Raw genomic sequence first — 5,546 nt, 5'->3', positions numbered from 1 at the left:
ATACCTCGGCCGCGCCATCTGGCGTAAGTGGAGCGGATACCACCGCTAGAGCCCGCGCCGAGACGAAGATGCACTGCGTGAAGCTCTTGGGCCAGAGCCTCATGGCACGCGACTTCGATCGCCAGGTTGCCGAAATCCAAGTCCGAGCCGCCGTGCTCAACGGCTACACCGCGCTTGGCATACCTGTCACGGAGCCCAGGGGATAAGTGTGCCCGGGGAAAGGGGAAATCCGGGCTTCACGCTCTTTGCGCAACAAAGCCGGGTATCCACCGCATTGGTTCAGTCAGGCGCCAGCAGGGCCAATGCGGTGCAGGACGTCCTGCGTAACCCGTGCGACGGGTTTGGTTCCGTCCACCGCAATATCGCATAGGGGTCTGACCCGTTGGGCCTGCAAGTCCAGCAGCTGGCGCACAAATTCGATGTAGTTCGCCAAAAAGACACCAGCCCAGGCGGCGAAATCCGCATCGCCCCGGGCATCCGCGGCGATCGTGCCCAACTTGCGCGCAAGCGCAAGGTCGGCGGGGCAGTCAATCCAGACGGCTCGGTCGATCAGGGGCGCGGCAGGTGGCCATGTACGGCCCAGTGGTGCCTCGACGATCACCGGTCCTCGTATGCGCGCCGCACAGATTGCCTCGATGAACCCGGGCGCCTCCACCTCTGCCGGCGGGGCGCCGCGGTCCCGCCAATCGCGAATCGCCTCTGGGCCGCGATGCGTCATGCGCTCGTGCGCGTCGAACTCCACCTGCCGCGCCCCCAGCCGCGCGGCCAATGCAGTGCAAACCGCCGATTTGCCCGCTCCGGGTGCGCCGCAGATGGCAAGCACACGCCAACTCATTCCGCCGCCCCCGCGCGGGCGTCAAGCACGTGAAACATCATGTCGAGGTCAATGCTTTGCCGGGATACGGTGCAACCCAACTCCGTCAGCCATCCCTCGTAGACCTGCGGCGCCCGGTAGAATGGCGCGAAGACCACGTTGGCGATATTGGCTGTTCCGGTGCGGCGCCCGGTCTCGTCCTGCCAAGCGCCGCGCTCGCAGATTATGATTCGCCCGCCGGCGGGCAGGGAGGAAACCGCCGTTTCCAGCATCGCGCGCGCGGCCTCATCGCACCAATCATGTAGCATCGACTTGAAAAGTACCGCTTCGAACGTGCCTGCCAGCGCGTTCCAGTCGTCCTTGCGCGCGTCGCCGGGCGCAAAGCGCAGCCGCTTGCTGCGCCCGCTGCGCTCCTCGCCTATGGCGCAGACTGCGGGCAGGTCCAGAACCGTGGCGCACAGCGCAGGCTGGCGCGCCAGAAGCGCCTCGGCGAAAAGGCCGGTGTTCCCGCCCACCTCCAGCAGGTGGGAAACCCCATCCAGCGGGATCAGCGGCGCAAGGCAGGGCGCCTCCTCACGGGTCAGCGCCTCAACATAGGATACCCAGGCTCGCGTGTCGCGCAACGCGGCGGGAGAGGTAGCCAGCGCGCGGTTATAGCGGAACAGGCGAAAAGTCTCTGACCGGGCCATGAAACCGGGCAGATCGTGACACAGGTCATCCAGTCCCAGCACGAGGTCCGCCGCAGCCTGCCGAACGAAGGACGTCCGGGCCGCCAAATCTTCCAGCCGCCCGGCCCAGTCCCGTGCGGGGCCGGCAGCTAGCGTGACCATGCCTGCTCTCCGCTCCACCACGCCCGCGTCTTCTAGAAGTCCGCACAGGATCGGCGCGATATCCGTCTCGGGCAGCGGCATGGCAAGCAGCCGAGCGATCAATCCCCGCCGCAGCGCGACATCTAGCGCGACAAGACCGGTGAGGCTATTGGGCACCTGCATTTCGTGGCGCTCCCCTTGAGACAAGGCCATCGGCTGATGCAGAGCGCTGCGCAGGTCAAGACACTTGCTGAGGCGCGATGGTGCAATGGTAGCTGCAAAAGTCTGCCAGAGCGAAAAAGAGAGTTAGGGTGCGCCTTGGCATGCTTGAGGCAGCTGGCACGGGGCCGCATTGTCTCGGTCATGGCGAAAGTTGGCGTGTGCGGCGTTGTCTCTGACGAGCGGGCAACTCACCGGCGGGACCAGTCGGCGGGGCCACAGGTTCGCTGGCTGTTGCGCCGTACAATCGACGGTGGCTGGCTCGAGGAGCCCTCTGTCAAGCTGCGTGGCGGGCGGTTAGAAGCGGACCGGCGACTTTTCTCCTTCGGACGCGAAGCTCTTCTGCCGGCCTCGCGCCGACAGCTGTATACATTGCTGGAGGCGTTGCAGATGCCCGGCCCTGAGTCTCTTTTGACGCATTTCTCTGACTGCGTTGCCGTGCATCTGGGCGTCGAGGGAGTGATACGCAAGTGCTACCTGGAATTCCCCCGTAATGCGCGGCCGCAGCCCGACCTCGTCTATCTCGCGGCGAAGTGGCAGGGCGAAGGGCTGCGGTACGATCGCTACCTGGATCGGGCGCCGCTGCCCCGGGCGAAAAGGCGAGCGCTTATCTCAGCCGTCGCCGCGGACGATATCGCGCGCTCGGCGGCCGAGGCGCTGCTCGAGATCGCAGAGCGCGCCGACCCAGATGGCGAACCGCCGCTGCTGGAGATCCGCGGTACCGATGATGCCCGCCGGTCGGTCGATCTGAACCTTGCCGATACAGGCAGGAGCCTAGCCAGCTTCGGCTTTGTGTTGGCGCCGGTCCTCGAAAGGGTCGGTGCGGCGGGTGAGGCGTTCTTGCGCGCCAATGCCGATGCGCAGCTGGGCCATTTTGCGCTGGGGCGAGACGAGCGGGGCGAGGGGTTCGTCACGCTCTATTTCGGCGCGCACCGGGCATGACCGACTGGCTGGCAAAGGCGCACGCGGCGCGGGCGCGCCCCTCTGATCCGGCACGCGACTTTTGCCAATGGCCCTTTGCGCTGCCCCGGCCGCCCGCACCGAATGCGCTGCGCAGCGAGGCCTTGCTTTACGCGGCCTGCGCGGCGGCGGGTTTCGACGGGCGGATGGAGGCTCTGCTCACCCGGCTGCGTGACGCCTGGGGCCGGTTCGAAACCGTTTGGGGCGTGAAATGTGCGGGCGGCGCGTTGTCGGTAGAGCTGTATTTCTACGATTACGACCGCACCGGGCGGCGACGGGGCATTGCTGAGTTTCGCCGGACCGTAGCACCGGTCATCGATTGCGCGGTGCCCGCGCGGGACGAACTGCCGTATTTCATGTTCTCCGCTGAGGTCGACGCGGCGACGCTGGCGCGCGGGCGGCTGGAACAGGTCGATCTCTATCTCGGCAATCCCGGCTCCAGCGTGTCCTCGGGGCTGTGCTACGGGCTGGAGTGGGACGGTGCGCGCGAATTCCGCAACGCTTACTTCTTCTTTGACGCGCGCAGGGAAGGTGAGCGTGCTTGGGACAAGCTCACGGAGTCGGTCTTCGTGCCGCAGGGCGCGGACAGGACGGATTTCTTCTGGCCCGAGATGGAGGGGATGGAAATCCTGGTGGTGGCCAACAAGCGCCACTCGGACGCGCTGTATTTCTCGCGCATCGACGTCGACAGCCTGCGCGTCTTCCTTGCAAGGCTTGGGTTCCCCGAGCCGCTGCAGGCCTTCCTAGCAGAAAATCATGGCCGCCTGCGCCACCATCTGTTCGACGCGGGATGGGATTTCCGCTGCGCCCCCGACGGCCATGTTCATCCTGTAAAAGGCGGTTTCTATGGGCTCCTCTGAGGAACGGATCCGCGCCGGGATCGAGGCGATTGGCGCCGACGGCGTACGCGGGGGGCTGGCCGGCGGGCCGGGGCAGGGCGGGCGCCTGACCGGGCTGAGCCTGCGCGACCACGAGCGCTATGTCTCGCTCACGATGGAATTCCGCTGCAACCTTAAATGCGTGCATTGCATGATCGAGGGCACGATGGACCGGTTGCAACCCACCTCTGTTGAGGTGTTCGAGCGGGTCTGTGCCGACCAGGCCGAGACCGGCCGCTGGGACGGGCTGGTTCTGACCGGCTCCGAGATCACCTTGCGCGGCGATCTGGAACGGATCGCGCGCCGCGCGCGCGAGGCCGGGTTCCGGCATGTGCGTATCCAGACCCATGGGATGCATCTGGCGCGGACGGATTACGCCGAGCGTTTGATTGAGGCCGGCGTTGACGAATTCTTCGTCTCGGTGGCGGGGGCCGACCGCGATAGCCATGACCGCATAACCGGGGTGCCGGGGGCCTGGGACAAGATGATGGCTGGGCTGGAGGCGCTGGATCGACATGAGCATGTTCGGATCCTGACCAACACCGTCGTCACGGCGCTCAGCTACCGCATGCTTCCCGGCATGGTGGACGTGCTGAGCCACCTGAGGCGTTTGGTGCAGATGGAATTTTGGGTTTATTTCCCTATGGCAGAGGCCGACGCCAAGGGTCTGATTGCGCGGCACGGTGATATCCTGCCATATCTCCGCGAGGCCATCTCGCGCTGTCGTGCGGCGGGGCGTTTCGTCGAAGTCAAGAATTTTCCCGAATGCCTGCTAGGCGATCTGGGCGACGCGCTGGTGAATGGGCAGCCGACGCTGGTGATCGATCCCGAATTCTGGCGCGAATTCGATCGAAACGAATTTCATATCTGCCCACACCGTGAAAATTGCGGTTCCGATGAATGCTTGGGACTGACACGCGCCTACGTCGCGGCATTCGGGGACGATCGGGAGCTCCTGTTTCCGATACCCGGTCAGGCAAACCATTCCTTTGAAGAGCGAAAGTGAGGACGAAAGCATGCAAGAAATCGGGGCGGTCATCAAGGGAGAGCCGCGCGTGGAAAGCCTTCATCCATCCATATTATCATAATCTCTGTTACACGACCGGACGTCATGACCACGGTGGTGCTTGCCCGGACCACGTCGCGCATCTCTTGACGCGCCGCATCTGGCACCCACACGGCTGTCAATTCACCTGCCAGGGTGCAGCTCTGCGAGCATGATCGCATCACGGGGCTTTGTTGCGCAAAGACCGGGTGAGGGATTCATCTCGCGAATCCAGCGTGGTAGCTGGCCTGCATGAGCAGACCCATCCCGCCGAGCTACAAGACCAAGAACTGGCCGGCCTACAGTGAGCCATTGTGTCGCCATGTGTTCGAGACCAATGGCGAACGCGCTGAAGCAGCGCGGCTGCCTGACGATCTGGTTCGACCCGGACATGGCCTGGGTGCCGCCGCCGACGGGCAAGCGAGGCCGGCAGCCGCAGTATAGCGATGCCGCGATCCAGACGTGCCTGACGATGAAGGTACTTTTCGGTATGGTCGACATTGGAGCGCCATTGGTCCGAGCGACAATGTCGACCCGCCAGGCGACAGGCTTCGTCGAGAGCTTGCCGCGGCTCGTCGGTCTCGACTGGGCGGTGCCGGATTTCAGCACATTGAGCCGGCGGCAGAAGACCCTTGCCGTGTCCATTCCCTACCGTGGCTCCAAGGGGCCGCTGAACCTGCTGATCGACAATGAGGGGCGTGTGCGCCACCGGTTCGAGCGCCGCCCCGAATGGCATCAAGGCGGAGGGCGAAGGCGAGTGGCACGCTCGCAAGCATGGTGGCGCGAAACGCCGTCTGTGGCGCAAGATCCACATTGGCGTC

The 5,546-nt window shown here is 64.8% G+C and carries 5 protein-coding genes and 2 pseudogenes; 5 read left to right on the top strand and 2 right to left on the bottom strand.

Going from position 1 to position 5,546, the window contains the following annotated elements:
* Positions 1-206 (top strand): annotated as a pseudogene (locus QZ588_RS17635) (IS5/IS1182 family transposase); the annotation flags it as partial.
* A 77-nt stretch (positions 207-283) separates the two neighbouring features.
* On the opposite strand, the gene QZ588_RS17630 reads toward QZ588_RS17635, so the two are convergent.
* Together QZ588_RS17630 and QZ588_RS17625 are read right to left on the bottom strand one after the other, a co-directional pair.
* Positions 284-823, bottom strand: coding sequence for a hypothetical protein (locus tag QZ588_RS17630; protein WP_295544381.1), 540 nt, complete (start codon positions 821-823; stop codon positions 284-286).
* 8 nt (positions 824-831) lie between these two features.
* A complete protein-coding gene (locus tag QZ588_RS17625) occupies positions 832-1,806 on the bottom strand; it encodes a methyltransferase (RefSeq protein WP_295544379.1) in 975 nt (324 codons plus the stop codon).
* 180 nt (positions 1,807-1,986) lie between these two features.
* Between QZ588_RS17625 and QZ588_RS17620 the strand changes: the two genes are divergently transcribed.
* From QZ588_RS17620 to QZ588_RS17605, 4 genes and pseudogenes are all read left to right on the top strand, one after another.
* Positions 1,987-2,784 (top strand): hypothetical protein, encoded by a 798-nt coding sequence (locus QZ588_RS17620; RefSeq protein ID WP_295544378.1) that lies wholly within the window; start codon positions 1,987-1,989, stop codon positions 2,782-2,784.
* Complete coding sequence (locus QZ588_RS17615) at positions 2,781-3,662, top strand: hypothetical protein (protein ID WP_295544376.1); 882 nt, start codon at positions 2,781-2,783, stop codon at positions 3,660-3,662. Before QZ588_RS17620 ends, QZ588_RS17615 begins: the two co-directional genes overlap by 4 nt.
* Positions 3,649-4,686: a radical SAM protein gene (locus QZ588_RS17610; protein ID WP_295544374.1), complete on the top strand. Its 1,038-nt coding sequence runs from the start codon at positions 3,649-3,651 to the stop codon at positions 4,684-4,686. Before QZ588_RS17615 ends, QZ588_RS17610 begins: the two co-directional genes overlap by 14 nt.
* Before the next feature lie 291 nt (positions 4,687-4,977).
* Positions 4,978-5,546, top strand: a pseudogene (locus tag QZ588_RS17605) (transposase); the annotation flags it as partial.

The organism is uncultured Thiohalocapsa sp. (assembly GCF_913062725.1).
Classification (GTDB): domain Bacteria; phylum Pseudomonadota; class Gammaproteobacteria; order Chromatiales; family Chromatiaceae; genus Thiohalocapsa.
The sequence above is the reverse complement of the archived record's forward strand: the minus strand, read 5'-3'. Positions and strand labels throughout refer to the sequence as shown.